The organism is Alteromonas portus (assembly GCF_005117025.1).
Lineage (GTDB): Bacteria > Pseudomonadota > Gammaproteobacteria > Enterobacterales > Alteromonadaceae > Alteromonas > Alteromonas portus.
The window spans coordinates 363,419-388,502 of sequence record NZ_SWCO01000008.1 but is presented as its reverse complement, the minus strand read 5'-3'; the positions used below and the strand labels follow the sequence as shown (position 1 = coordinate 388,502).

Genomic DNA, 25,084 nt, shown 5'->3' with positions numbered 1-25,084 from the left:
CTGTAAAAGATCAAAGTCGTCACTTTGGGCATACAAAAAATGTCCGAAAAAGGAATATCATGGCACTGGTGGTGCACTTGTGGTACTTGTTATGTTTTTGATTGGCAAAGAATAAAACAATGCTTAAAACATTCAAACGAACAAGAATGTACACTGCAATCGCTGTAATAGCGCTAAGTTCAGTATCGATAGGGTGTACGCATAACACCAATAACCCTCAAAATGCACAAACAGCTACCAATATAACTAGTGAAGCAAACTCTAATGCGGGTACAGCTACCGCTTCCTCGAATACGTCATTGTTCAACGTAGACTTCGAGCGCTTTACTCTGGATAACGGGCTTACTGTTGTGCTGCACGTTGACAGATCTGACCCTGTTGCTGCTGTCGCCTTAACTGCCCACGTAGGCTCAGCCAGAGAAAAGGAAGGGCGAACAGGTTTTGCACACTTATTCGAACACTTACTTTTTCTCGAATCAGAGAATTTAGGAAAAGGCGGTCTTGATAAGCTCAGCGCCAAAATTGGTGGCTCTGGTGCAAATGGCTCGACAAGTCGTGATAGTACCAATTACTACCAAACGGTGCCTATTGATGCCTTAGAAAAAATGATCTGGGCTGAAGCCGATAAGTTGGGTTTCTTCATTAATACCGTGACAGATCCTGTGCTCGCTAAAGAAAAGCAGGTGGTGAAGAACGAAAAGCGCCAGAGTGTGGATAATCGTCCTTATGGTCACAATCAATATGTGATTGATAAAAACCTTTATCCTGAAGGGCACCCGTATAGTTGGCAAGTGATTGGGTCGCTAGAAGATCTGCAAAACGCAACGCTTGCCGACGTGAAAGAATTTTTCAAAAAATGGTATGTACCTAATAACGTGGTGCTTACCATCGCGGGTGATATTGACGTCAATCAAACCAAAGCGTGGGTAAAAAAGTATTTTGATGAAATTCCAGCGGGAGAGCAAATCAATAAATTACCGCCTCAATCTGCGAAGCTCAATGAGACTATAAAGCGATTCCATATAGATAATTTTGCACAAGCACCACTTTTATCGATGGTGTGGCCAACCGTACCCGAATATCACAATGACTATTATCCTCTTCAAGTACTTTCTCAGTACTTAAGCCAAGGCAAAAATGCTCCGCTGAACAAGGTGCTTGTTGACGAGAAGAAGCTTACCAGTGACGTTTATCTTTACGGTTATGACGCAGAGATTGCTGGGCAGCTACAGCTGCAGGTTATGGCGTTTAATGGGGTGAACTTAAACACTGTTGCCGCAGGCGTTAATGAAGCGTTCGCCCGCTTTGAAAAAAATGGAATTTCTCAAAAGGATTTAGCGCGTATAAAAGCAGGTCAAGAGACTGAGTTTTATAAAGGACTTTCAAGCGTCTTAGGTAAAGGGTTTCAATTGGCGCAATACGAAATTTTTGCGGGCGGGGCTGAATTTATCAGCCAAGATGTTCAGAAAATTCTGGGCGTTTCACAACAAGACGTAATGCGTGTTTATAACACTTATATCAAGGATAAACCGTTTGTGGCTACCAGCTTTGTACCCAAGGGACAGAAAGAGTTGGTGTTGAGCGGCTCTACTGAAGCTAACGTAGTTGAAGAGCAAATAGTGGCGGGGGCAGAAGAGAGCTTTGATGCGTCTATTGCGGCGGAATTCGAACGCACTCCGTCATCTTTCGATCGTACGCGAGAGCCTGCTTATGGTGAATCGATAGAAATTACACCACCAGAAGTTTGGCAAAATACACTGTCGTCAGGTATTGAAATAGCGGGTATTGCTAATGACGAAGTACCTTTGGTTGCGTTTGAGCTAAAGCTAGAAGGCGGTATGCTTTTGGACGCAGCAGGTAAGACGGGAACTGCCAATTTGCTTGCCGCAACCTTGCTTAAAGGTACGGCAGGAAAAACACCTGAACAGCTAGAGCAGGAAATTGAGCTTTTAGGTGCATCTCTGGAGGCTAATGCTTCTGAAACAGACATTACTATTAGCGGAACGGTTTTGTCTAAACACTACAGTGACTTAATAAAGCTCGTGACTGAAGTAATTCTTTCCCCTCGTTTTGATGAACAGGAATTTGAATTAGCTAAAGACGACACAATTAACCAGATTGAACAAATAAAAGCTAACCCCAATGCCATTGCATCGGTTGAGTTTAAAACACTGCTTTATTCAGACGCGCATCCATTTGCTAAAACTGTGCTTGGCGATAAGAAAAGTGTGAATGATATAACGCTTGATGACCTAAAGGGGTATTACGAGAAATACTTCACACCGTCATTGGCAAAGTTACACGTTGTGGGAGACATCAAACAGCACGACGTTGAAAAAAGCCTATCGTCACTTAATATGCGATGGTTACCGAAAGACGTAAGCGTTGTTAAGGTATCAGAGCCCAAGCTACCAGAAAACGCCCAGCTATTTTTCTATGACGTTCCTGGGGCTAAACAGTCAGTGCTTTACTTCGGCCACTCGGCCCCCAAAGTTACGCACGAAGATGCCTATAAAGTTAGTGTGATGAATTATCGATTAGGCGGAGGCGGTTTCGCTTCACAACTCATGCAGGAACTGCGAGAAAACAAAGGCTACACCTATGGCATTCGCTCCTCGTTTTCTAGCGATCAATACACGGGTGAGTTCAGCATTCGAAGCGCTGTAAGGTCGAACGTTACCTTGGAAGCAACGCAAGCTATTATGGATATACTAGCAGCGTTTGGCACGAACTATTCAGATGAAGATTTAGACGTTACGAAAGGGTTTACACTTAAATCTGGCGCAAGGGCCTTTGAAACGCTAGGTGCTAAATTGAATATGGTTAGCGAAATCAGTGACTTTGGCCTGCCCAGCGATTACGTTATACAACGAGAAGCTGAAGTAAAAGCGTTAACCCTTGATGAGATAAAGCGCCTTTACGGTAATTATGTACATCCTAACAAGATGATTTATTTGATAGTAGGGGACAAAGATACCCAGTTCGAGCGTTTAGAAGCGCTTGGATTAGGGAAACCTACATTGTTGAACCCTTAGTTCAGCCTCATAACAGTATTTGACGTTTTAAAAAATTTAAAACGGCAGTTAATAAAACAAAGGCCCGCGAGAACATCGTTCACGCGGGTTTTTTTATTAAAACGAATGCTATATCTGAAATGGGCAAGATTATTGTGACCGATAATGTGCTAAATCAACGTAACCGAATAGGGTGGTCTGTTGGTGCCTGTTTAACAGTTGTGTCGTAGACCAAATACTATGTAATTGAGTCAAACGTCCTAGTTAAGCAAAGAGTTGCAGGAGGCATGAGTGACGGAAAAAGTGAAGAAATCCGGGCGACGCGAGCAAGATGTAGCCCTGAGCCATACAGAAGAAAAAGATGTACGAGATAATCAGAGTTTAAACTCTGTTTCTCTGTATGCCATTGTTCATAGGGAAGGTCTGGAAGAACTACAGCGTCCAATGATGTCATTGTGGTGGTCTGGGGTTGCTGCTGGTATTGGTATTTCGCTGTCTATTCTGGCCGAAGGAATTCTGCATCACCTCTTCATAAACTCTCCCAATCAGTTTGTTATCGAAAACCTAGGCTATACAGTTGGTTTCGTGCTGGTGATTGTTGGTCGACTTCAATTGTTCACCGAAAACACGCTTTCGGTCATTCTTCCCTTGTTAAGCAAGCCTTCGTTCAATATGGGCCTTTGCATTGCGCGACTGTGGTTTATTGTTTTCGCCGCAAATATGTTCGGCACCTTTTTGGCAGCTTTTTTCAGCTTCACTCTGCAAGCTGTACCACCAGAGCTTGTTGATGGGATGACTGCCATATCCGAGCATTACGCTAAATTATCACCGTCTGACGTCTTCTCATTCGGCATTACGTCTGGTTTTATCATTGCCGCTATTGTGTGGATGAAGCCTTCGGTTAAGCATTCTCAAATATTGATGATTGTTATCTTTACCTACTTAATTGCTATAGGAAATTTCACCCACGTGATAGCCGGTTCAACCGAACTTTTCTTGTTAACACTGCAAAATAAAATAACCGTTCTTGAAACAATCTCACTAATTGGCGCAACATTACTAGGAAATATTGTGGGCGGAACAGGGCTGTTCGCACTGCTGGCTTATGGGCAAGTGGTAAGGGAAATAGAGAAATAGAGAAGCGTTATACAAAAATGCCCTTCGCGTAGAAAACGAGAAGGGCATTTTGAATAATAAACGAGTTTTACAGCGGATTACTTGTGGCGCTCACGCAACACATCAAGTGCATCGTTTAGCGACATATCGCTCGCCTGAAGCAGTACCGTTAAGTGGTACAACAAGTCAGCGGCTTCGTTTTTAAGCTCTTCTTTGTCGTGTACAGTCGCAGCCAATGCGGTTTCTACACCTTCTTCGCCCACCTTCTGCGCTATGCGCTTAATGCCTTTGTTGTAGAGGCTAGCGGTATAGCTGCTTTTTGGGTCTGCATTTTTACGGGCCGCCAACACACGCTCTAAATCTGCAAGAAACGTAAAGGCTGGAGTGTTGCCGTCGAACCAACAGCTTTCAACACCAGTGTGGCATGTCGGGCCGTTAGGGTTGGCAAGTACCAACAGTGAATCTTGATCGCAGTCACAAGCAACGCTCACTAAATCTAGCGTGTTACCAGATGTTTCACCCTTGGTCCAAAGACGCTGTTTCGAACGGCTGAAAAAAGTCACTTTGCCCGTTTCAAGGGTTTTCGCCAATGCGTCTTGGTCCATGTAGCCCTGCATTAATACCTTGCCAGATAGTGCATCTTGCACAATGGCGGGCAGCAGGTTGTCCATTTTATCCCAAGCCAGTTTATTGCTATTTTCATTAGTAATGATCACGGGTTTACTCCTTCTGCTTGCGCCGTTAAACCGTGACGCTTACGCATGGCAACGCCATTGCTGGTTAACTCTGCTTTTAGTTCATCAATGTTAATGATGCCTTTGTGAAATACTGATGCTGCAAGCGCGCCATCTACGTCAGCCTGTTGAAATACATCCGTAAAGTGGGCAATTTCACCTGCGCCACCCGATGCAATTAGCGGCACTTCACACACATCACGCACGGCTTTCAGCTGCTTCACATCGTAGCCTTTGCGCACGCCGTCTTGGTTCATGCAGTTCAGTACAATTTCACCCGCACCGCGCGACTGAACTTCTTTGATCCAGTCAATGGTTTGCCATTGGCTTTTTTGCGTACGCGCTTCATCGCCGGTGAATTTATACACTTCGTATTGGTCGGTTGCTTCGTTATAGAAACTGTCGATACCAATCACTACGCACTGTTGACCGTATACGTCGTGTAACTGGTTGATGAGATCTGGGTTATTAAGGGCAGGGGAGTTAATCGAAATCTTATCCGCCCCCATTTCCAAAATGCGCCCAGCGTCTTCAATGCTTTTAATGCCGCCAGCTACACAAAACGGGATATCAATAACCTGTGCAATACGGCTTACCCAGCTTTTATCTACCACGCGGGCATCAGAACTTGCGGTAATATCGTAAAATACTAATTCGTCGGCACCCGCTTTCGCATATTGTTCAGCAAGAGGCACGATGTCACCAATAATTTCGTGATTTCTAAACTGAACGCCTTTGACGACCTTGCCGTCGCGTACATCCAAACAGGGAATTATGCGCTTTGCCAGCATGCAATAGCCTCCTTCACCGTGAATTTACCTTCAAGCAATGCGCGGCCTAAAATAACGCCACCAACGTTTGTAGGCTTCAAAGCTTCAATATCAGCAATACTGCCAATGCCGCCAGACGCTTGCCAGCTAACATGTGGGAAACGGGCTGCCATTTCTTGATACAGCTCGGTATTCGCGCCTTGCAACGTGCCGTCGCGGCTAATGTCGGTACACAGTACATGCTTTGCGCCCACTGTAGCGAAGTCTTCCAGTAAGCCTTCAAGGGCTACGCCCGAATTCTCTTGCCAACCGTGGGTAGCAATAAGCTTTTCACCGCTGTCGCTAATATTGATATCAAGGGCCAATACAATGTGCTCTGGGCCGTATTTTTTCACCCAAGACTTTACAAGCTCGGGTTGTTTTACCGCCAAAGAACCAATCACTACGCGGCTCACGCCCGTTTCTAGTAACTGCGCCACTTCCTCTTCGCTTCGAATACCGCCGCCGGCTTGAAACTTCATGCGCTTGGTATCGACCATGGACTTGATTAATGAAAGCTGACGTTTACTGGTGTCTTTAGCACCCGTTAGGTCAACAATGTGCAGCCAGGTTGCACCTTGGTCGGCATAGTCGTGAACCACGTCTACTGGGTCCAGTTCGTATTGGGTTTTCTGCTCGTAGTCGCCTTGATAAAGGCGTACTACGCGTCCGTCAATAAGATCAATCGCTGGAATAATCATTATAGGTTCACAAAGTTAGTCAGTAATTGTGCTCCGGCCTCGCCAGAACGCTCTGGGTGAAATTGCACCCCGTAAAAGTTGTCTTTATTTATAGCCGCTGAAAACGAATTGCCATAAGTGCAGCTTGCAAGCGTGTGCTCGTATTCTGGTACTGCAAAGCTATGCACAAAGTAAAAGTAGGTCTCTTGTGGGATGCCCTTAAATAAACTTTCTTCTTTATGACCGCTGTTGTGAGAAACGGTGTTCCAACCCATATGAGGTAAGCGCACGCCTTTTGATTCCATGCGAGCCACATGTCCTGGCATTAGGTTCAAACAGTCGATGTTGCCAGTTCCTTGAAAACCACCTTCAGCGCTGGTTTCAACCATAAGCTGCATGCCTAAACATACGCCTAGTACAGGTTGGGTAAGCGACTGCAGGGTTTCCACTAACGCTTTTTGCTTAATGCTTGCCATAGCCGCTGCTGCTGTACCTACGCCGGGTAAAAACACTTTGTCAGCGCTTTTAATCACGTTTACATCGTCAGATACGTCCACTTCAACGCCCAAGCGTTCAAGGGCAAAGCGTACCGACGAAATATTCGCGCAGCCGGTATTCACTATGACTATTTTTTGTCGTTGGCTAGTGTTTACCACTGACATTACAGCGCTCCTTTACTGCTTGGTAGTGCATCACCCTGGCGAGTAATGGCTTGGCGAAGGGCACGACCAAATACTTTAAACAGGCTTTCTACCTGGTGATGAGCATTACCTTCGCTGGTGGAAAGGTGCAGCGATAGTCCCATGCTTTGCGCAAGCGAATAGAAAAAGTGCGGCACCATTTCTGTTGCCATTTCGCCTACCTGGTCGCGGCTAAATTCAGCGTCAAACTTAAGGTGTGGGCGGTTAGAAATATCCATAATACATTCCGCACGACATTCATCCATTGGCAACGCGAAACCAAAACGACCAATACCGCGTTTGTCGCCCAGAGCCTTTTTAAGGGCTTCACCAAGGGCAAGGGCGGTGTCTTCTACACTGTGGTGATCGTCAATGTGCAAATCGCCATTGGTAGTCAGGTTTAGCTCGAAGCCACCGTGTGTAGCTATTTGGTCAAGCATGTGGTCAAAAAAGCCCATGCCGGTTTGAATGGTTGATTTAGCCTGCGAATCAAGATCTACACGCACGCGAATATCAGTTTCAGAGGTGGTACGTACCACTTCTGCAATACGTGAAGACGCAAGCAAGCTCTTCTGAATATCGTTCCAGTTTAAGCTCTCGCGATTGTACTGAAAGCTGCGAATACCCATGTTTTCAGCAAGCTGTACATCGGTAATTCGGTCACCAATAACAAACGAGCGGGTGAAATCCACTTTACCTTGCTGTAGGTATTCTTGTACTAAGCCAAGCTTTGGTTTGCGGCATGTGCAGTTATCAGCATCGAAGTGCGGGCAAATAAGCACGTCGTCAAACACTACGCCTTGGCTTTCAAAAATGGCCATCATGGCATTGTGTGGCTTGTCGAAGTCTTCTTGCGGGAAACTGTCTGTACCCAAGCCGTCTTGGTTACTCACCATTACTAACTTAAAGCCTGCCGCTTTAAGCTTAAGTAGCACAGGAATAACGTTTGGCTCGAATACAAGCTTCTCTAAACTATCTAATTGCTTATCTATTGGCGGCTCTTCTACAAGTGTACCGTCGCGGTCAATAAATAAAATGGCTTGCTGACTCATGCCGCGTCCTCATTATTTTTAAATTCGTTAATTAGCTGCATTAAACGCTGGTTTTGCTCTTCAGTGCCGATGCTTACGCGTAAACAGTTTTGTAAGTTAAGCTGTTTTGATTGGTCACGAATGAGCATGCCTTGACTTACCAAGTATTGCATTAGGGCTTGCGCTTTTGCGTAGCGGAATAAGATAAAGTTTGCTCGCCTATCACCCACTAATTCAAAGCCTTCAATAGATGCCAGCGCTTCGGCTAGGGCCTCTTTTTCCCGGTTAATGGTAGCCACCTGAAGCTCAAGTAACGTTAGCGACTCAGCCGATAATGCTTGTGCAGCAATCTGCGCTACTGGCTCTGGAATGGGATAGGGCGCTATCACTTTAAGCAGAGCTTGAATCACCGGTGCCTGAGCAAGTGTAAAACCACAGCGAAGCCCAGCCAGTGCAAACGCTTTAGACAGCGTACGAAGTACTACTAAGTTCGGGTAATTGTTAATCTCATTCGCCCACGTATTGTCAGCATCGAACTCAATGTACGCTTCGTCAACAACAACGAGTGCTTTATCGGCAAAGTGATTAAGCACAGTTTTAATGTCTTTACGAGCGACCGGCGTACCGGTTGGATTATTTGGCGCACAGATAAAAATCACGTTAACGTCATCTTCAGCGCAAACGGCATTTACATTCAAGCTGAAATCGTCGTTTAACGGCACTTTCTTAATGCCCACATCACAGGTTTCAGCACTGATAGCATACATACCGTAGGTGGGCGGGCATATTAGAATGCTGTCTTTACCCGGCGTGCAGAAGGTGCGAATAAGTAACTCGATGCCTTCATCTGCGCCGCGGGTAACAATAAGCTGTGATTTATCTAGCCCAGCATAGTTTGCGTAACCACTGACTACCGCTTCAGGCTGACACGATGGGTAACGGTTAAAGTTACTGCTATCAACGCTGTATTCGTTAGCATAAGGTGACTCGTTAGCATTCAGCCAATCTTGACCACCGGAAAACAAACGACGTGCCGACTCGTAGGGTTTTAGCGGCACTAAGTTGTCGTTAATTAGGTTATCGATAAGCGCCGACATTAGGCGTCTCCTTGCTTAAGTGCCTGCATACGAAGTGCAACAGCTTGTTCGTGTGCATCTAAGCCCTCGGCAGCGGCCAGTGCCATAATCGCAGGGCCTAAATTGCGCATGCCGTCTTCACTCAACTCTTGAATCGTGTAGCGGCGCATAAAGTCTAAAAGACCAAGGCTGGAATAATTTTTAGCATAGCCATAAGTTGGCAGTACGTGGTTAGTACCTGACGCGTAATCACCGGCAGACTCTGGTGACCACGGGCCTAAGAATATAGAGCCTGCATACTTAATTTTTGGCAAATAATCACGGGCGTTCTCTATTTGTACAATTAAGTGCTCAGCTGCGTAGGCGTTACTTGCTTCAATGGCTTGTTCAATTGTATCGGCCAAAATATAGCGCGCATTTTCCATAGCAGGGCGGGCAATTTCAGCGCGAGATAGGGTTGCTAATTGACGTTCAACCGCGGCTTTTGCTTCTTCAATAAGCGCAGCGCTGTTAGACACCAAAATAGCCTGCGAGTCTGGACCGTGCTCGGCTTGGGAAAGCAGGTCGGCCGCTACAAACTCAGGGTTTGCAAACTCATCAGCAAGTACCAATACTTCTGATGGACCAGCCGGCATATCAATAGCTGCGCCATCAGCACGTTGGCTTACTTGCTGTTTAGCTTCAGTCACAAAGCTGTTTCCTGGGCCGAAAATTTTATCAACCTGTGGAATGGTGTTTGTACCCAACGCCATAGCAGCAACAGCTTGAGCACCACCACATAAAAAGATTTTGTCGATACCGCACTTTCTGGCCGCATAGGCAATTTCAGGTGCAATCAACTGCTCTTTATTTGGCGGTGTGCAGAGCAGTTTATTTTCACAACCTGCTACCAATGCAGGCACGCCCAGCATCAACACGGTAGAAGGAAGTGGTGCGCTGCCACCTGGAATATAAAGGCCTACTGCGTCAAGTGCCGTAAAGCGAAGCTCGCATTTAACACCTGGTGTAGTGGTTAATGCAATGTCACTTGGCACCTGCGCTTCGTGAAACGTTTTTATATTGTTAAACGCTGTGTCGATGGCGTTTGCTACCTCAGGTGTAACCTTGGCGGCAAGAGCATCAATGTTGTCTTGTGAAAGTACAAGGCTAGCAAGGTCCGGGCAGTCAAATTTACGCGTGTAATCCAGTACTGCCGCGTCACCTTCTGCTTCAACGCGGGCAATAATCTCGCCCACGGTTTGTTTTAACTGTTGGCTATTGGCCATAGCCGGGCGAGCTAACGCCTGTTTTTTCTCATTTGCCGAAAGAGATGACCAAGTAATCATAATTGCCTGCCTTTTAGCCCATCATTTTTTCGATTGGCATTACAAGAATAGAGCTACAACCAAGGGCTTTAAGTTTCTCCATGGTTTCCCAGAATAAGGTTTCTGTAGAAACAACGTGAATAGCCACTTGCTCTTCATTTCCAGCAAGCGGTAGTACCGTTGGATTTTCAGCACCTGGTAGTAAGCTTTTCACCTGCTCTAAATATGCTTTTGGTGCATGTAGCATGATGTACTTGCTTTCTTTTGCTAGTAACACGCCATCAACACGTGGCATAAGGCGATTAACCAGTGTTTCTTTCTCTTCGCTAAGCTCGCCATCAGCGCGCTTAATAAGTACTGCTTTACTGCGGAAAATAACGTCTTTTTCAACAAGGCCGTTAGCTTCAAGGGTTGCACCGGTAGATACAAGGTCACAGATAGCGTCAGCTACACCTGCACGTGGAGCAACTTCTACAGAGCCTTGAAGCATGACTGCTTTTGCGTTAATGCCTTGGTCTTTGAAATAGCGCTCAAGAAGGTAAGGGTACGTCGTTGCTACTTTTTTGCCTTCTAACGATTGGATGCCGTTGTAGTCCATCTCGTTCGGTACTGCAATTGACAGACGGCAACCACCGTAGTCTAAACGACGTAATACTTCATACTCGAAAGGCTTGCCTGCCGCTTTGCGTTCAAGCATTTTCTCTTCAAGCTCGTTTTCGCCGATAAAGCCAAGGTCAACCACGCCATCCATGACAAGACCTGGAATGTCGTCGTCACGTACGCGCAGCAAATCAATAGGCTGGTTCGTTGAATGCGCAATCAGCAGACGATCACGAATGTTTAACTTTATGCCTATCGCCTTAAGTAGGGCAATGCTGTCATCGCTCAGACGACCTGATTTTTGTACGGCAATTCGAAGTCTTTTGCTGTTACTCATTGAAACGTTCCTTACACGTTGTGTCTTAACTTTTGATTGCGCCTAAAACGAAAAACCCCCGGAAGTTTCCTTCCGAGGGTCGAGAATTTTCTATCTGCGCCACTGGAAGGAAATATAGACCTTCCAGCACGAACCTGAAAGGTTATGCTTTGTGGTGATGGTGATGTTTCGCCGCGCAGTTAATCATTTTGATGAATTTAATTCCTAATTTCGAACGGCCCAAACATTAGCGGTTTGACTTAAGATTTGCAAGGCAAAAGTGAACTTCTTTCGCACATTAACTCTAAATTAATGTGTATATAATAAAACTATTCGTTATGAATTAGTTTTGAACCGTAATTTTTAGCATTACGCTGCCGATAAATTGTAGTGACAAAAGTAAACATCTGGTGAGCACATGAGCAACGATTTACTGTTTCCAATTTTGCCTCGCAACACCAAAGTGCCGGTTGAGCCGGATGAGCGCGTGAAGAAAGTGCAGAAGGCGAAAAAGTCTGAGCACCTTAACGAAGAAGAGCGAGACAACTTTCAAGACGTTAAGCGTACTGAGGTGGTTGACGCGTCAGTCGAGAACTCAAAGGATAAAGAACGAAACAGTAACGGCAGCGGGCTTAAGCATATTGATATTGATGTCTAGGATATTCTGCTGGCATTACGTTTGAAGTGCGCTTAGTTCTTCAAATAGTGCTTCTATTTGGCCCGTGACTTTATGCTTGGGTAAATAGAAGGGTAGTGGCATGCGCTTAGAGTGGGACTCTTTCACCTTCACTGTAGCACTTATATAGCTTTCTAACACTGGCAACCCTTGTTGTTTGAGCGATTGTACTAGTTCTGTCGGCAGCTTTGCTTGACCATTAAATTGATTAACTACAACACCCAATAAACACAGTTCAGGGTTGTGGTCTTCTTTTAGTTCTGTGGCATTGTTGAGTAAGTGCTCGATAGCTTGTGCCGAAAAGTCATCGCAATCAAACGGTACACAAAAGCCATCAGCAGCAATAAGTGCCGCTTTTGAATAGAAATTAAAATTAGGTGGCGTATCAATATAAATGTTGTCGAATTCGCCCTTTAGCTCTTTTAATGCGTCCCTGAGTTTAAAAATTTTGTAGCGAGATTCGAGCTCTCGCTCTACGTCAGCTAAGGCTGGCGAGGACGGCATGACGAAGAGGTTTTCAAAAGGCGTGGGGTGAACGAACTCCTTAGGTTTCTTCGCTGTTCTAAATATTCCCACCACTTGTTTGAACATATCGGCCACGGTAAGGCTTTCCTCGTTAGCGTCAAACCCTGTGTAGTAAGTGCTGTTTCCCTGAGCGTCTAAGTCTACTAGTAAGGTTTTATGGCCCAGTTTAGCGCTTTGAGCAGCTAGGTTGGTACTTACAGTCGATTTGCCCACGCCACCTTTTTGATTGAAAACCACGGTAATCATAAAAAATCCCTTCGCCAATTGTGTTTAAAATATGCCCAATTAAAAGCGCTTATGCAAAACATTGTTTAAGGTTTAATGCCTGCCACACTCGGCGAACGCACTGTAAAACAGTGCCAGCGAAAATAAAAAGGCCTCTTGCATTCAAGAGGCCTTCGGTTAGTTGGAGCACTAATCGATAATTCAATTAGGCATAGTTAGCGCAGGATCAGTTTAGTTCTTTGTCTACCCAGAACTTAGTGCCTTTTACCGTGGCTTGTAGCGTAAGGCCACTTTCAGTCATTGTGTAAACTGTAACGTTGCCCAAGTAGCCTTCGCCTTCTGCTGATGCGCCTTTATTACCTGCTTTTGCTGCGACGTCTGCATTACCGCCTACTGTCCAGCCGTTTTCGATAAAGTAGTTCATCGCTTTTTGAGTGTGGAAAACCATAACAATGCGATAGTCTTTGGCGCCTAAACCAAGGCCAACGCCGCCTTCAGCCATATTCATATATGTTTTTGCACCGGTAACATTATTGTTCACAACACCGTAACCGGTGCCCGCTGCCACAAAGAAAACATTTATGTTGGCGTTGGTGAATACGGCGTATCCCGCTGCGTCTCTTATCTGAGAGCGAGTATCTGGCTTCTCGGTGTATAGGCGAGCCAGCGCATTTTCTTGCATGTCTAAGATCGCTTGTTGCTTTTCAGCAACAGTACCATCACCCATAGAGGCGCAAGCAGTTAATGCCAAAACAGCAGCCAAAAATACAGACTTAATCGCTAACTTACTAATCTTCATGCAATTCTCCTTAGCATGTAGGTATTTTATTACTTGCGTTAAAAGACAGTTTCTATCGCTAGTAATTCAATAAAATACCGTTTTTATTTACGTTACATGACTTGTACGCAAAAACTGTGCTAGGTGATGCATTCAAACTTAAATTAGAAAAAGCTAAATGAGTTATTAGCCTCTTACCGATAAAGATTTACCATTCAATTTCAAGTTCTAGCGCACCGGGATGGTCCGTTTGACCGACCATTTCTTCATACGGCGTACTTTGGCGAAGCCAAACATGCTCAAAGGCTTGAGTATCAAAATGCTCTCTGATTTCATTTAAACAGTGAAACGTTTTGGGTTGCGATTTTTTATCTCGAACTAAAGTGCGTGAAGCGCCCATGCCTGTAGCTGCAAGGTAGTTACCACCTTCTAATGATTCAATATATAAGTTCATAGTGTAGCCCTCGTTAGGTCGCAGCTAACTGTGGCTGCGTTATATAGTTAATTAGTCGAAAACGGCTACAGTGATCATTAAGTTTGTGTCATGAAAGTTTAGACGCACGTTAATTAGAACGTGCATATTTAGGAACTGAATAAAGTTTGCATCCACAAATCATAATGACTAACTTCACCACCATTTATTTGTACACACCACTATCCCTGCTTGATGCAGACTATCGCGTACTTGCTCTTTATCTTCCGAATTAAGAAATGTGCCCAGTTCAAACTGCTGCAAAGGGGTCTGTAAAATTAATCGTGAAATACTTTTAAGGCTTAAATCTTTTTGATAAAACAGGGACGTATCTAATCTAGGAAAGCACAGAGTTGCTCCGTTTGAGCAAGATACATGGATATTATCGACAGAAACTAGAATGGTTTCCCACCGGTAAGTGGCTTTAGACACCATGTACATAATTACTGCTAACAGCCCAACCTCTAACCCTGCAAACGGCAAGATGACCCACGCGCCCACTATTGTCCAAGCGATAGCAATTGAACTAATAAAAAAAGCAAAAGCTGCAATAAGATATTTAGTTTGCTGCCATGTTGCAGAGCGGTTTGGTGAAAGATGCAGTTGCACCTGCTGCTCAAATGTAGATACTTCAACCATGTTGTTCAACGTGCTGTAAGTGATATTTGTGTAAGTAAAAGCTTATACGTTGCGCGTTAACAATAGTTCGAAAAATGTACTGTTGCGAATGAATAACATATTAATCGGAAGTGTTTTCTGACATTTGTCGTATTTTGTCTTAGGGACGTGAGTGATTTCTTTATTAAAGCGCCATACTGGCAAATTATTTCTTGTGTTACTTCTTTTGGCATGGTGCGCCATTTTGCTAGCGCAACCCGCACTTGGCAATCTCATTAAAGAGTTCGGTTTATTTAGCGGGCTAGGTATCATAGGTGCGATATTTGCGAACGCGACAGGTGCAGGCGGTGGTGTGGTTTTTGTTCCGTTTTTTAACTACCTGTCATTTTCTGCGCAAAGCGTTGTGGCAACCAGCTTTGCTATTCAATGTTGCGGCATGACCGCTGGCGCATTAACCTGGGCAGCGTATTATCAACGCCAGCACAAACAAGATGGCTACTGGAAAGCGCTGCCGAGCGCGCTACTGCTAACGGTTCCATCGTCAATTTGCGGTATAGGGTTTGCGCAGTATTCTTCGCAAAGTAAGTTGCTGTTAGCGCATTTATGGGGCGGTGCTCATAACCTTCATATTGCATTCGGTAGTTTTTCTATTCTATTGGCGATTGCAATATTTGCCTCTATTCCGTTAATGAAGCGCACCCATTTTAAAAAAGACTTACACACCAAAGATCTTTTGCTTTTACCTTTCATTGGTTTTGTGGGCGGCATTATTACCGCATGGCTCTCGGTAGGGGTGGGTGAGCTAGTGGCGGTTTACCTTATTATTCGTGGTTTCAATGTCACCATGTCTATCGCTGTAGCCGTAATATTATCGGCTTTTACCGTATGGTCTGCCTTGCCATATCACATATTTGTTAGCGAGTCCGTAGTATGGCAGGTTGTTTTATTTGCTGGGGCTGGTGCAATAATCGGTGGAGTAATTGCAAAATATGTAGTTTTGGCATTTTCTGTTCAACGTTTAAAACTTTTTTTCGGCCTTTGGGTACTAATTTTAGGTGTTACCAGTTTACCTATTCTTTAACCCATGAAATCGCGACTGTTGACAGCCCAGCTTAAAGCAACGTAAAGCCTAAAAGTAATGTGACGCACAATAAAATGAACACAATTTAGATTCTTCTAAACGCTCATTTCGATAAGGAAAGATAATATGGATATCAATCCTGTCCCTCAAAAACGATACAAGGTGCTTCAGCCTGAATGGTCTTCTCATGCCGTTATTTATCAGGTCAATACCCGACAATTTTCGCAAGAAGGTGACTTTGAAGGAGTGAGAAAAGGGTTAGCTCACATTAAGTCACTCGGCGCGGATATTGTTTGGCTAATGCCTGTACATCCTATTGGGGAAAAAAACAGGAAAGGGGAGCTAGGTAGCCCCTATGCGGTAAAAGATTATCTGGCCATAAACCCAGAATTTGGTAGCGAAGAAGATTTCAAAGCGCTGGTGGAAGAAGCGCACCGTCTTTCGCTTAAAGTCATCATAGACTGGGTGCCAAATCACAGTGCGTGGGATAACCCTTTGGTTGAGCAGCACCCCGAGTGGTACGCCAAAGACTACAAGGGCGACTTTCGCCCGTCTCCCTGGTGGGACTGGAGCGATATTATTGAGTTCGATTACGAACAAGTCGGTCTTCGCAAATACATGATTAACGCGCTCTGCTATTGGGTTGAAAAATTCGATATTGATGGATTTCGCTGTGATGTAGCGGGGTATGTCCCCAACGATTTTTGGCAGCAAGCAGTGCAAACGCTAAGCGCAATCAGACCAGTTTTCATGTTGGCTGAATGGGAGAATCGAGATCTTCACGAAAATGCGTTCAATATGACTTACGCATGGAGCTGGAACGAGACGCTACACGAACTCGCACACGGACAGTGTTCTCTGGATAGGTTGCGCAAATATTATTCGTGGAACGAACGCAGCTGGCCTCACTCGGCTTACAGAATGACCTTCGTGAGTAATCATGACAAAAATGCCTGGGATGGCACCCAGCGCGAACAATTTGGAGATGCGCTTGAAGCCTGCATTGCTTTATCGGTAATAGGTGAGGGCATGCCGCTCATTCATAATGGGCAAGAAGCTGGGGAAACCAAGCGTTTAGCGTTTTTTGAGCGCGATCCTATACATTGGCGAGAACATGAAATAGGCAGCTTATATCGCCAGCTAATTGCTCTTAAAAAGTCTAAAGCCGTGCTAGGAAATGGAGAGTACGGCGCAAGAATGATTCAGGTGCCAAACTCTAAGATGGACAAGGTTTTTAGCTTCGTACGTCATAACGAGCGTGAAAAAGTGTTTGTTGTGATTAATTTTTCAAATGAGCATCTAGAAGTAACCTTTGAAGAGCCACTATTTCAAGGCGAATATACACAATGGCAGCACGAGGAGAAGCGAAATTTTAAAGCTGGTTCTGTCTGTAAGCTTGAACCTTGGCAGTTTGAAATTTGGGTAGCTTGAAGCGTTGATCGTTTGGCGTAGTGTTTAACTACAAAAGGTATATGAGATTTTTCATTTTTTACTGAGTAAAGATTAAGGACGAACTATGACTACGTATGATCCAACTGAAAAAAGCGAAGACCGCTCTTTAAATAATCACGCTGCGCTGAAAACATCCATTGCCAATGGTGATGTAAAAGAGGTTAAAGCGCGACTTGAAGGGCACACTTTAAATAAGCTAGAAAAAGGCTATTTAATTGATCTCGCGCGCTTAAGTGGTAACAGTGAAATCGAGGAAGTGATTAAGTCCACACCCGAAAGTTAGATGCTTATTTAATTCATTTAATATAGGTGTGTCCCTTCCTAAAAAAGAGAGGAGACACACCGTAGCTCGTATTTCCGTGATTAGCGTTATTTAAATCGATTCGGCAGGTGAGAGCTCTGCTTAAGACTTTCAACTTCATCTTCAACAGGCTTTTCTAGCTTCGATACCGCATAGGCCACGCCAAAGCCCAAACAACTTCCCACCAAAACATCTGATAAGTGATGCGCGTCGCGCTTAGTCCTCGACTTTCCTATAACAGCTGTAGCAGCTAAGCCTGCCGCTGACGCTAATAGTAAAGGTCCAGAACTACGAGGTATTGAACCAGCCACTGCCGCTACTGCTGATGCGTGCCCTGATGGCATAGAGTTAAATTTGTCTTTCAATGCGGGGCCTTTTATTTCAGGGCCGCTCTCTGCTCTTGGACGCTTTCGTCCAATCAAACGTTTAAGCGCTGCGTTAAGTAATCCCGCCACTGAAGCTGATAACGTCGACTTTAAAAGAAAGCGCTGAACCTTTGGTGCATGCGTCATCTTAGATAGCGCGTAAGCAGAGCCCGTAATGGCGACGACAGATGGAGGCGTTGTCGCGTCGTTCAAAGTGCTAGATGTTACAAAGTTCTCTTTATTTTGCGCTGTGTTAGCACTGGGCTTGTTCATTTTCCGCAGTGCTCGATACGCAAGTAGGCCTTTAATTCCTGTGGAAGCTAACATAAAAATCCCTCTTCGATAAAGTGATGGACTATTAAAGAAAATTCTTGCCGTGTACAACATTGAAGGCACGTGTGCAAAACATGCTGTAAACGTAGAAAAAGAGCCGCCGGTGCGGCTCTAGTATCACTTAGTCATTACTCTTCAGAGCTATTGCTTGTGTTACTTTCAGACGAATTTTCATAACGCTTAAATTCCGTACGTGTAATTAATTCATCGTCATTTGCGTCAATTTTAGCGAAGTCACGAGTTACGCCACTTCGTGAGGCTTCAGCTTTAGTAAGCTTCCCGTCGCTGTTAGCGTCCATCATCTCAAATTTACTGCGTGCAATGACCGCTTCATCTGCAATAACCGTTTTATCGTGAACGACAGTATCTTTCGCCACTTTTTCAACGGTTGTTTTCTTTAAATTTCCATTAGCTTCCAACTCAGTTTCAGCTCTTAGTTCGTGGGTTAGTCTTTTATCTTTCGTCGCTGCGACCACTTCATCTACATCGGTGTCAACTTTAACTTTTGTTTCCATGGCTCCTTTTTTGCCCATGCTCACTTTCATAGACTTTACCGTAGCGAGCACTTCATCATCGAAATGTTGAGGATGCTTCATTACGTGAGTATTAAACTCTTTGATTGAAAGCTGCATGTCTGAATTAGTATCAATTTTGGAGAAGTGCGCATAAATCTCATCGTCATCAGCTTCTTCTTTCGAGATGTAGCCATTGTCATCGTTGTCTAAATCAACGAAGGTAGTGTCGATTTTTTTCATGTCACCAGCGAATGCACCGGTAGAAAGCGCGGCGCTGATTAGTGTAGCAATAGTTAACTTTTTCATATCTTACTCCTTGGTTTTTCGGCCTCCATACTGCTTAAAAACGGAGGAGAGAATTCACTATGGACTATTCACAGCATGTGCCATTCTAGTAAGTGCATGAAAAATAAATGGTTTAGGTTTTTGTGGGGCTAGTGAGCGTTACGCTGAATTGTGAGAACTATAGAATTTCATGCAAAAGTTACCCAATGATTTTAACAAAAGTGATACAAGATGATTTAGGTTCGCTAAGACCGTAAGCATCAATCGACCTGCAGCTATTCAAGCAGCGAGTTTTGTTTAATATAAAGTCACCAAGTTTCGAATTAGTGCTCGATGTTTGTTACGGTAAACGTTCGAATTTTGTAATTGTTTCTAAACTTTGTTCCCACGCAGCTTTGCTTACGCCGAAGATATGTGCAGTAGGTTTAATGAGTAGTTTTGTATCCAAACACCCAGCGGGTACGGCTAGAATGTTACCGAATTGAGTATTCGGGAGGGCTGAACCACAAATTTTACAGAAACTTTTGCAGTGACAGGTGTTTTCAAGAGTAAAGGTAGTCACAGCGTCAACACCCGATACCCAAGTTAATATAGCCGAACTTGAAAACAGGTTGGCAGCGAAAGCCGAACCTGTATCCTTTTGACAATGTTTGCAGTGGCATAGATAAAAACTGTCAAAATCACCCTCAATTTCAAAAGTTACTGAACCGCACAAACAAGACCCTTTGTAATTTTTCATCAAAACTCCCTTTTTGTGAAATAACACTGTTTAAAGCACCAAGATTGCTATTGTTTAGCAAGCCAGTCGTAAAAATGCGCCACGCCCGCTTCTAAAAACGGTTCTATGGGGCCTTGTTCTTCTTCGCCTGATAAATAAAGTGCCCGTCGACCTTTTTCTAACAATAGGCAGGCTTCTTCATCTTCTACCGCTGTTTCCATATAGGCCGCTTTTTCTGCTGCAAAGTAGTCTGGCATATCCTTATAAAGCGCTTTTGGATAATAAAATTCTACGTGGTTTATACACGCGCTCGCACCCTTGGGGTAAATCGTGCTGACAACGATAATGTCCGGGTACCACTCAATCATAATATTAGGGTACAAAAAGCACCATATTGCGCCAAAGCGAGGAAGTGTTTGCCCGAATCGTGCCAATAATGCGTCTTGGAACTCTCTGTAACGCGGCGTTGTGCGCTTGGTAAGCTGGTCGCCTAGCCCTACTTTTTGAATTGAAAAATCATCGCCAAAGGACCACTCTAAATCATCGGGTTTAACAAACTGGCGAAGCCCAGGATGCATGGAGTACACGTGATAGTTCTCTAGATAGATCTCGATAAATGTCTTCCAGTTAAATTGATATTCCGACGTTTCAGAACCGGCGTAAAAGTAATCGGTAAAGTCGAGATAGTCCTCAAGCCCAAGGGCAGATAAGTCCATATCAGGAGAGCGCCCTCTAAATAGAAGGCCGTTCCATACTGATAGCGATTCCTTTTTCAACTGACCGTTAGGTGCACCCTTAAAGTGGGGCGTCCCTTTAAGCTGGCCTGTGTTGTCATAGCCCCAACAGTGGAGTTTACAAACAATGCTGCGTGCCCGACCTTGCCCTTCAAGAAGTTGAGCTTGTCGATGTAAGCAAACATTGGATATAAGTTCATGGTTCTCACCCTGATTAAATAACACATAACGGTCGTTAAAGTGCGGCAGCACCTGATAACTAAACTTCTCTGGCACCATGAGAGAATGGCCCGCATAAGCAAGCCCTCGAGAGAATGCCTGTTCGATTTCCTGCTGGCTTTCATTAGCATCAAAATAACTTTTTATAGAAGGGTGGATAACGGTTTTCATAGTTTAAAATAGGTATTAAAAACGCATTGCGTTAAGTCGAAATTATATAGGCGCTATGTATCACTGAATTGATTAAAAAAATAGCAATATTTTTGTTCAAAGCACTATTTTTTTTAAAATAACGGAGTAGAATCCGCGCACCTTAATTTCGATGTGACTCTCATGGACATTGGCTTCCATCACCTTGAAGAAAAGCGTCTATTAACGCTTTCTTTTTACATTGCCGGTGCATTTGTCGTTATTGCGCTTGGTTTTGCCATTTTAACCAGCTCTGGCGCTATTTTATTTGATGCTGCTTACTCGTTAATTGCTTTTGTTATGTCAATGCTAACGCTTAAAGTAGCTAATTTGGTTCAACGTCCTGATGATGACCGGTTCCACTTTGGTTACACGGCAATTGAGCCTACGCTAAACATGTTTAAGTCGCTTATTATCATTGCCACTTGTGTGTATGCCGTCGCGAGCTCTGTTCAGAGTTTACTAGCAGGTGGTCACGCAGCTGACTATGGTATTGGTATGGTCTATGGTGTTGTGGCAACGGTTGGCTGTTTTAGTATCTCTTTTTACATGCGTGTAAAAGGTAAGCATCTACTGTCCGATTTAGTAAAAGTGGATTCTCATACTTGGATGATAGACGGTGTGCTAAGTGCATCCATCTTGTTTGCTTTTATTTTGGCCTATGCGCTGGAGTTGACGGAATATAGAACGCTGTCGCCGTACGTTGACCCAGTTTTATTGATTATTCTTGGCTCGGCGATGTTGCCGGTTCCGTTTAAGATCCTGCGTGAAAGCCTTAATGAGGTAATCAATAAAGCGCCGCCTGAAGCTATCTCGGCGGTAATCGAGAAAAAATTCAAAAAAACCTTGGCGGACGTTCCATACGAGCACGTGGAAGTGCGAATTAGTAAACGGGGTAGGGATGTTTATCTGCTAGTCCACATTATAGTGGATGACGCATTCTCTATTGCAACGATCAGTGACTTAGATGAAATTCGACTGAAATGCGAAGCAGAGATGCGCGAGTGGGACCCTGCAATTATCATGGATATTTTGTTCATAAAAGATCCTGAACTAGCAGAGTAATAATATGGGTGAATATGACATTTCTCGTATTCACCCCTTGCGTGGCTGGCAAAATTCTCAAAATTTTCCGATAATCAAATCTTTAAACAAATTGAAGATGTGATGGAAACGCGACTTCCGCTATATAAAAAGCTGCTGGTGATGTACCGCATAGAACCGGGTTGCCTTGGGCCGCAAGGTGCTGATTACGTCGAGGAATTCTGTGTATTTGCCAAGAAAAAGCTAAAAGACAACCATGGTCATTGTTTGCGATGGACCATTAAGCCCCGCTACGACAAGACACTGCCTGAGCTTGAATTTCAGATAAAAAATGCCGTACTTTCCCGCGACAATGCGGCTAAATATATGGACAGTTTTGGCATCGATATCGACACTTTTGAAGAAGAGTTAGAAGAATCACTCGCCGATTTGGTTGACGCGTTTTTTGAGCGTTAACTTTTATATTGAGCAGCTATGGTATATGTCGCCGTCAAAAACGCTGAACAGCGAAAAATTTTTCTAAGACCAGAGCCCGAAACCACGCGCAAAAAAAAGAAAAGTACAAAAAAGAAAAGCACAAAAAGGCCCCGCCATTTCTGGAGAGGCACGTTTATTCATTCTGTTAACGCGAATCAGTAAACTAGCTTGTTAGACTAGTTTAAAGATTTCAGCTTCTGGTAACCTTCAGCTTCTAGCTCATCGTTTACGCACTCTAATACGAATACGTCTTCCGACTTGCCTTTTGTGCCTTCTTCTGCAGCGATTTCCTTACAAAACTGGGTTAATTCCGCTACCAGCTCTGCAGGTGCTTCTTCCGATGCAGCTGCAATTACAGACAACGCCATTGCGCTTAAACCTACCAAGCCTAAACCTATAAAGCGTAAACCTTTCATAATTACCTCGTTAAATAGTTGTGTAAATATTTACGAGCGGGATATTGCGCCTAAGTTTTACTATTAAAAAGCTAATTTTTTTGTTCTAGAAGACAAATTCTTTTCATCAAAAATTTAACAATTTTTTTGACTCTTAAAGTGTCAGGAAGCGAATAGTTAAGGTGGGAAGTTTTTTTTGATATCTGGGTAGTTCAGGATTTAAGAGAGTGGGCTTGGCTCACGCTAAAGTGTAAACCTTTGATGGGCATTTTAAAGGCTTTTTGGCATAATGCGCGGCCTAAAGTAGAAAAGTAACGACAGCGCTGAAACCATGCCCACAATAAATAACGTATTCTCTTCAGATGGCCTCCTTGCGGGTGCTATCAAGGGGTTTGTACCTCGCGAAGCTCAAACTGAAATGGCAAAGGCGGTTAAGCGTGCTATTGATACCACGGGTAGTTTGATCGTTGAAGCGGGAACGGGAACGGGAAAAACTTTCGCTTATCTCGCCCCTGCATTGTTGAGCGACGGAAAGGCCATTGTTTCTACAGGAACTAAAAACTTACAAGAGCAGTTATTTCACCGCGACTTACCACTGGTAAAAAAGGCCCTGGGCAGCAAGCGAAAAACTGCACTGTTAAAAGGCCGTTCAAATTACCTTTGTCTTCATCGAGTAGCACAGCACAGTGGTAATTCTACGCTGGTTGAAAAAGAGGTATTGGGTCAGCTTTCAGAAGTGAAACGTTGGTCTAGTACTACGAAAACAGGTGATATGGGGGAGCTTAAAACCCTTCCTGAAGATGCCCGCGTTTTACCGCTTGTTACCTCTACAGTGGATAACTGCTTGGGCCGCGATTGCCCAGATTATGAAGACTGTTACTTGGTTAAAGCACGCAGAAAGGCGCTAGATGCTGATATTATTGTGGTAAACCACCACCTTTTCTTTGCAGATATGGCACTGAAAGACACAGGGTTTGGCGAACTTATCCCAGAAGCTGACGCGATTATTTTTGATGAGGCTCATCAAATTCCTGATATTGCGAGTGATTATTTTGGTGAGTCACTTTCAACAAGGCAAATTCACGACATTGCGAAAGATATCACGCTGTTGTTCAGAACAGTGCTAAAAGATGCAGGGCAGCTAGACAAAGCAGCTGACAAATGCAGAATGATTGCCTCTGATTTACGGTTATTGTTCCCGGATACGGCTGAACGCGGCAACTGGGCCGAGGCGCTAGACCGTGATGACGTGCGTATGCAGGTGGGCAAGCTGGCCGAAGCGCTAGGTGTACTGCACGAAGTGTGTAAGTTACATATTGGCCGCGATAAAGATTTAGACAACATGTACGAACGTGTTGTGGCTGCAAGAGAGCAATTAGATGCGTTAAGCGACAATAAGCAAGAAAATGTAAGTTTGTGGTATGAAACTACTCAGCGCCACCTCATTATGCATTTAACGCCTTTATCGATTGCCGCTAAATTCAGACGTTTCGTATCATCGCCGCCGCGCGGGTGGATTTTCACCTCGGCAACCTTAATGGTAAATGGCGGTTTTGATCACTTTCAGCGCCGCATGGGCTTAGAAGACGCAGAAACCTTAGGATTGGATAGCCCGTTTAACTACCCTGAACAGGCCATGCTTTGCGTGCCCCGCTATTTACCTGAACCGAATAGCTACGCTATGCGCGAAACCTTGCTAGAAACAGCCAAACGGTTAATTAAAGCGAGCCGCGGCAGATGTTTTTTGCTGTTTACTAGTCACGCTATGCTTAGAGAGATTGCGCAGAAGCTAGAAGACGAGATAGACAACCCGCTACTGGTGCAAGGGACTACCACCAAGCAAGCATTGCTGGATGCGTACCTTGCAGATGAAAAAGCGGTACTAATGGGCACAGGCGCGTTTTGGGAAGGAGTAGACGTACGCGGCAACGACTTGGTTTGCGTGATGATTGATAAGCTGCCCTTTGCGTCACCTGATGATCCGTTGCTTCAAGCCCGTATGGAAGATGTAAAAAAACGTGGAGCAAACCCGTTTGGTGTTATTCAAATTCCTCAAGCTGTCATTACGTTAAAGCAGGGCGCAGGACGACTCATTAGAGACCCATCAGATAAAGGCGTATTGGTAATATGTGACAATCGATTAGTGACAAAACCTTACGCCAAAACCTTCGTCGGTAGCTTACCGGATATGAAGCGAACAAGAAGCTTGGACGAAGTAGAAAAATTTTTAGCCGGCATTGATGAAGCCTAAGTTAAAGCACTGAAAAAGCGGTAAGCGTATTTTACGCCACTAGCCCCATTTTCAGCTTATATGAAATAAGA

General features: G+C 44.3%; 26 protein-coding genes and 1 other annotated feature. Of the genes, 9 read left to right on the top strand and 17 right to left on the bottom strand.

Features of this window, described 5'->3' with window-relative positions:
• The first annotated feature begins 119 nt into the window (after positions 1-119).
• Both E5672_RS15410 and E5672_RS15405 read left to right on the top strand, forming a co-directional pair.
• Positions 120-3,035, top strand: a complete 2,916-nt coding sequence (locus E5672_RS15410; protein ID WP_136783007.1) for a M16 family metallopeptidase — start codon at positions 120-122, stop codon at positions 3,033-3,035.
• Positions 3,036-3,305: 270 nt separating this feature from the next.
• Entirely contained in the window at positions 3,306-4,151 is an 846-nt protein-coding gene (locus E5672_RS15405; protein WP_136783006.1) for a formate/nitrite transporter family protein, read from the top strand.
• A gap of 77 nt (positions 4,152-4,228) precedes the next feature.
• Here E5672_RS15405 and hisIE read toward each other — a convergent pair whose 3' ends face one another.
• The 8 genes from hisIE to hisG are packed head-to-tail and all read right to left on the bottom strand — an operon-like array spanning position 4,229 to position 11,381.
• Entirely contained in the window at positions 4,229-4,846 is a 618-nt protein-coding gene (hisIE, locus tag E5672_RS15400) for a bifunctional phosphoribosyl-AMP cyclohydrolase/phosphoribosyl-ATP diphosphatase HisIE (protein WP_136783005.1), read from the bottom strand.
• Complete coding sequence (gene hisF, locus E5672_RS15395) at positions 4,843-5,655, bottom strand: imidazole glycerol phosphate synthase subunit HisF (protein ID WP_014950033.1); 813 nt, start codon at positions 5,653-5,655, stop codon at positions 4,843-4,845. Before hisF ends, hisIE begins: the two co-directional genes overlap by 4 nt.
• The gene (gene hisA / locus E5672_RS15390; RefSeq protein WP_136783004.1) at positions 5,637-6,374 is read right to left on the bottom strand and encodes a 1-(5-phosphoribosyl)-5-[(5-phosphoribosylamino)methylideneamino]imidazole-4-carboxamide isomerase; all 738 of its coding nucleotides are present in this window, start codon (positions 6,372-6,374) and stop codon (positions 5,637-5,639) included. The genes hisF and hisA overlap by 19 nt, the downstream gene beginning before the upstream one ends.
• The gene (gene hisH / locus E5672_RS15385; RefSeq protein WP_136783003.1) at positions 6,374-7,015 is read right to left on the bottom strand and encodes an imidazole glycerol phosphate synthase subunit HisH; all 642 of its coding nucleotides are present in this window, start codon (positions 7,013-7,015) and stop codon (positions 6,374-6,376) included. Before hisH ends, hisA begins: the two co-directional genes overlap by 1 nt.
• Positions 7,015-8,085: a bifunctional histidinol-phosphatase/imidazoleglycerol-phosphate dehydratase HisB gene (gene hisB, locus E5672_RS15380; RefSeq protein WP_136783002.1), complete on the bottom strand. Its 1,071-nt coding sequence runs from the start codon at positions 8,083-8,085 to the stop codon at positions 7,015-7,017. Before hisB ends, hisH begins: the two co-directional genes overlap by 1 nt.
• Positions 8,082-9,161 carry a histidinol-phosphate transaminase gene (gene hisC / locus E5672_RS15375; RefSeq protein ID WP_136783001.1) on the bottom strand — a complete coding sequence of 360 codons (1,080 nt, stop codon included), beginning with the start codon at positions 9,159-9,161 and terminating at the stop codon, positions 8,082-8,084. Before hisC ends, hisB begins: the two co-directional genes overlap by 4 nt.
• On the bottom strand, positions 9,161-10,465 hold the full coding sequence (gene hisD / locus E5672_RS15370) for a histidinol dehydrogenase (RefSeq protein WP_136783000.1): 1,305 nt from the start codon (positions 10,463-10,465) through the stop codon (positions 9,161-9,163). The genes hisC and hisD overlap by 1 nt, the downstream gene beginning before the upstream one ends.
• 13 nt (positions 10,466-10,478) lie before the next feature.
• Positions 10,479-11,381 carry an ATP phosphoribosyltransferase gene (gene hisG, locus E5672_RS15365; protein ID WP_136782999.1) on the bottom strand — a complete coding sequence of 301 codons (903 nt, stop codon included), beginning with the start codon at positions 11,379-11,381 and terminating at the stop codon, positions 10,479-10,481.
• 50 nt (positions 11,382-11,431) lie between these two features.
• Positions 11,432-11,548: a sequence feature (His leader region), on the bottom strand.
• 230 nt (positions 11,549-11,778) lie between these two features.
• Here hisG and E5672_RS15360 point away from each other — a divergent pair.
• Positions 11,779-12,018, top strand: a complete 240-nt coding sequence (locus E5672_RS15360; RefSeq protein ID WP_136782998.1) for a hypothetical protein — start codon at positions 11,779-11,781, stop codon at positions 12,016-12,018.
• A gap of 15 nt (positions 12,019-12,033) precedes the next feature.
• Here the strand turns inward: E5672_RS15360 and E5672_RS15355 are convergent, their stop codons facing one another.
• From E5672_RS15355 to E5672_RS15340, 4 genes are all read right to left on the bottom strand, one after another.
• Complete coding sequence (locus tag E5672_RS15355; protein WP_136782997.1) at positions 12,034-12,807, bottom strand: ParA family protein; 774 nt, start codon at positions 12,805-12,807, stop codon at positions 12,034-12,036.
• A 205-nt stretch (positions 12,808-13,012) separates the two neighbouring features.
• Positions 13,013-13,585: a lipid-binding SYLF domain-containing protein gene (locus tag E5672_RS15350; RefSeq protein WP_136782996.1), complete on the bottom strand. Its 573-nt coding sequence runs from the start codon at positions 13,583-13,585 to the stop codon at positions 13,013-13,015.
• A 187-nt stretch (positions 13,586-13,772) separates the two neighbouring features.
• On the bottom strand, positions 13,773-14,018 hold the full coding sequence (locus E5672_RS15345; RefSeq protein WP_136782995.1) for a DUF6482 family protein: 246 nt from the start codon (positions 14,016-14,018) through the stop codon (positions 13,773-13,775).
• Between the two features lie 174 nt (positions 14,019-14,192).
• Entirely contained in the window at positions 14,193-14,675 is a 483-nt protein-coding gene (locus E5672_RS15340; RefSeq protein WP_136782994.1) for a DUF2244 domain-containing protein, read from the bottom strand.
• A 151-nt stretch (positions 14,676-14,826) separates the two neighbouring features.
• Between E5672_RS15340 and E5672_RS15335 the strand changes: the two genes are divergently transcribed.
• From E5672_RS15335 to E5672_RS15325, 3 genes are all read left to right on the top strand, one after another.
• Positions 14,827-15,735, top strand: a complete 909-nt coding sequence (locus tag E5672_RS15335) for a sulfite exporter TauE/SafE family protein (protein WP_136782993.1) — start codon at positions 14,827-14,829, stop codon at positions 15,733-15,735.
• 126 nt (positions 15,736-15,861) lie between these two features.
• Positions 15,862-17,166 carry an alpha-amylase family glycosyl hydrolase gene (locus E5672_RS15330; RefSeq protein ID WP_136782992.1) on the top strand — a complete coding sequence of 435 codons (1,305 nt, stop codon included), beginning with the start codon at positions 15,862-15,864 and terminating at the stop codon, positions 17,164-17,166.
• A gap of 85 nt (positions 17,167-17,251) precedes the next feature.
• Positions 17,252-17,470, top strand: a complete 219-nt coding sequence (locus tag E5672_RS15325) for a hypothetical protein (protein ID WP_136782991.1) — start codon at positions 17,252-17,254, stop codon at positions 17,468-17,470.
• An 86-nt stretch (positions 17,471-17,556) separates the two neighbouring features.
• Here the strand turns inward: E5672_RS15325 and E5672_RS15320 are convergent, their stop codons facing one another.
• The 4 genes from E5672_RS15320 to E5672_RS15305 all read right to left on the bottom strand — a co-directional run bounded on the left by E5672_RS15320 (position 17,557) and on the right by E5672_RS15305 (position 20,828).
• Positions 17,557-18,180 carry a phosphatase PAP2 family protein gene (locus E5672_RS15320; RefSeq protein WP_136782990.1) on the bottom strand — a complete coding sequence of 208 codons (624 nt, stop codon included), beginning with the start codon at positions 18,178-18,180 and terminating at the stop codon, positions 17,557-17,559.
• 134 nt (positions 18,181-18,314) lie between these two features.
• The gene (locus tag E5672_RS15315) at positions 18,315-19,007 is read right to left on the bottom strand and encodes a CREC-EF hand family protein (protein WP_136782989.1); all 693 of its coding nucleotides are present in this window, start codon (positions 19,005-19,007) and stop codon (positions 18,315-18,317) included.
• A gap of 319 nt (positions 19,008-19,326) precedes the next feature.
• Complete coding sequence (locus E5672_RS15310; protein ID WP_136782988.1) at positions 19,327-19,725, bottom strand: GFA family protein; 399 nt, start codon at positions 19,723-19,725, stop codon at positions 19,327-19,329.
• Positions 19,726-19,772: 47 nt separating this feature from the next.
• Complete coding sequence (locus E5672_RS15305) at positions 19,773-20,828, bottom strand: aromatic ring-hydroxylating oxygenase subunit alpha (RefSeq protein ID WP_136782987.1); 1,056 nt, start codon at positions 20,826-20,828, stop codon at positions 19,773-19,775.
• Between the two features lie 162 nt (positions 20,829-20,990).
• Here E5672_RS15305 and E5672_RS15300 point away from each other — a divergent pair, with 162 nt between their 5' ends.
• Both E5672_RS15300 and E5672_RS15295 read left to right on the top strand, forming a co-directional pair.
• Complete coding sequence (locus tag E5672_RS15300; protein ID WP_136782986.1) at positions 20,991-21,911, top strand: cation diffusion facilitator family transporter; 921 nt, start codon at positions 20,991-20,993, stop codon at positions 21,909-21,911.
• 102 nt (positions 21,912-22,013) lie between these two features.
• Entirely contained in the window at positions 22,014-22,346 is a 333-nt protein-coding gene (locus tag E5672_RS15295) for a hypothetical protein (protein WP_136782985.1), read from the top strand.
• 197 nt (positions 22,347-22,543) lie between these two features.
• Here E5672_RS15295 and E5672_RS15290 read toward each other — a convergent pair whose 3' ends face one another.
• Positions 22,544-22,783, bottom strand: a complete 240-nt coding sequence (locus tag E5672_RS15290; RefSeq protein ID WP_136782984.1) for a hypothetical protein — start codon at positions 22,781-22,783, stop codon at positions 22,544-22,546.
• Between the two features lie 310 nt (positions 22,784-23,093).
• Between E5672_RS15290 and E5672_RS15285 the strand changes: the two genes are divergently transcribed.
• Entirely contained in the window at positions 23,094-25,013 is a 1,920-nt protein-coding gene (locus E5672_RS15285; protein WP_014950010.1) for a DNA repair helicase YoaA, read from the top strand.
• Positions 25,014-25,084: the final 71 nt, after the last annotated feature.

Excerpts from the sequence above, each read along its gene's own strand:
- E5672_RS15410 (WP_136783007.1), top strand. The coding sequence starts at position 120 with ATGCTTAAAACATTCAAACGAACAAGAATGTACACTGCAATCGCTGTA.
- hisF (WP_014950033.1), bottom strand. The coding sequence starts at position 5,655 with ATGCTGGCAAAGCGCATAATTCCCTGTTTGGATGTACGCGACGGCAAG.
- hisA (WP_136783004.1), bottom strand. The coding sequence starts at position 6,374 with ATGATTATTCCAGCGATTGATCTTATTGACGGACGCGTAGTACGCCTT.
- hisH (WP_136783003.1), bottom strand. The coding sequence starts at position 7,015 with ATGTCAGTGGTAAACACTAGCCAACGACAAAAAATAGTCATAGTGAAT.
- hisB (WP_136783002.1), bottom strand. The coding sequence starts at position 8,085 with ATGAGTCAGCAAGCCATTTTATTTATTGACCGCGACGGTACACTTGTA.
- hisC (WP_136783001.1), bottom strand. The coding sequence starts at position 9,161 with ATGTCGGCGCTTATCGATAACCTAATTAACGACAACTTAGTGCCGCTA.
- hisD (WP_136783000.1), bottom strand. The coding sequence starts at position 10,465 with ATGATTACTTGGTCATCTCTTTCGGCAAATGAGAAAAAACAGGCGTTA.
- hisG (WP_136782999.1), bottom strand. The coding sequence starts at position 11,381 with ATGAGTAACAGCAAAAGACTTCGAATTGCCGTACAAAAATCAGGTCGT.
- E5672_RS15360 (WP_136782998.1), top strand. The coding sequence starts at position 11,779 with ATGAGCAACGATTTACTGTTTCCAATTTTGCCTCGCAACACCAAAGTG.
- E5672_RS15355 (WP_136782997.1), bottom strand. The coding sequence starts at position 12,807 with ATGATTACCGTGGTTTTCAATCAAAAAGGTGGCGTGGGCAAATCGACT.
- E5672_RS15350 (WP_136782996.1), bottom strand. The coding sequence starts at position 13,585 with ATGAAGATTAGTAAGTTAGCGATTAAGTCTGTATTTTTGGCTGCTGTT.
- E5672_RS15345 (WP_136782995.1), bottom strand. The coding sequence starts at position 14,018 with ATGAACTTATATATTGAATCATTAGAAGGTGGTAACTACCTTGCAGCT.
- E5672_RS15340 (WP_136782994.1), bottom strand. The coding sequence starts at position 14,675 with ATGGTTGAAGTATCTACATTTGAGCAGCAGGTGCAACTGCATCTTTCA.
- E5672_RS15330 (WP_136782992.1), top strand. The coding sequence starts at position 15,862 with ATGGATATCAATCCTGTCCCTCAAAAACGATACAAGGTGCTTCAGCCT.
- E5672_RS15325 (WP_136782991.1), top strand. The coding sequence starts at position 17,252 with ATGACTACGTATGATCCAACTGAAAAAAGCGAAGACCGCTCTTTAAAT.
- E5672_RS15320 (WP_136782990.1), bottom strand. The coding sequence starts at position 18,180 with ATGTTAGCTTCCACAGGAATTAAAGGCCTACTTGCGTATCGAGCACTG.
- E5672_RS15315 (WP_136782989.1), bottom strand. The coding sequence starts at position 19,007 with ATGAAAAAGTTAACTATTGCTACACTAATCAGCGCCGCGCTTTCTACC.
- E5672_RS15310 (WP_136782988.1), bottom strand. The coding sequence starts at position 19,725 with ATGAAAAATTACAAAGGGTCTTGTTTGTGCGGTTCAGTAACTTTTGAA.
- E5672_RS15305 (WP_136782987.1), bottom strand. The coding sequence starts at position 20,828 with ATGAAAACCGTTATCCACCCTTCTATAAAAAGTTATTTTGATGCTAAT.
- E5672_RS15300 (WP_136782986.1), top strand. The coding sequence starts at position 20,991 with ATGGACATTGGCTTCCATCACCTTGAAGAAAAGCGTCTATTAACGCTT.
- E5672_RS15295 (WP_136782985.1), top strand. The coding sequence starts at position 22,014 with ATGGAAACGCGACTTCCGCTATATAAAAAGCTGCTGGTGATGTACCGC.
- E5672_RS15290 (WP_136782984.1), bottom strand. The coding sequence starts at position 22,783 with ATGAAAGGTTTACGCTTTATAGGTTTAGGCTTGGTAGGTTTAAGCGCA.
- E5672_RS15285 (WP_014950010.1), top strand. The coding sequence starts at position 23,094 with ATGCCCACAATAAATAACGTATTCTCTTCAGATGGCCTCCTTGCGGGT.